The organism is Pseudoalteromonas sp. 1181_04, assembly GCF_052850545.1.
In genome coordinates, this window is sequence record NZ_VXCS01000117.1 from 1 (window position 1) to 265 (window position 265).

The following is a 265-nucleotide window of genomic DNA, read 5'->3' on the forward strand; positions in this document are numbered from 1 at the left end:
TTGTAAAGAGAACAAACACTTATTGTTTGGGTCTGTAGCTCAGTTGGTTAGAGCGCACCCCTGATAAGGGTGAGGTCGGTAGTTCAAATCTACTCAGACCCACCACTTCTTCAACGAAGTCGGTAATCAAACAATAAGTACCAGCATATGTGGGGCTATAGCTCAGCTGGGAGAGCGCCTGCCTTGCACGCAGGAGGTCAGCAGTTCGATCCTGCTTAGCTCCACCACTTACTTCTTAAAAATAAATATTCTTTTATCGGGCAGC

General features: G+C 46.4%; 2 tRNA genes. Both read left to right on the forward strand.

The features are described 5' to 3' along the window. The first annotated feature begins 28 nt into the window (after window positions 1-28). A tRNA-Ile gene (locus FW757_RS23265) sits at window positions 29-105 on the forward strand. A 46-nt stretch (window positions 106-151) separates the two neighbouring features. Continuing rightward, window positions 152-227 (forward strand) — tRNA-Ala (locus FW757_RS23270). The last annotated feature ends 38 nt before the right edge of the window (window positions 228-265 follow it).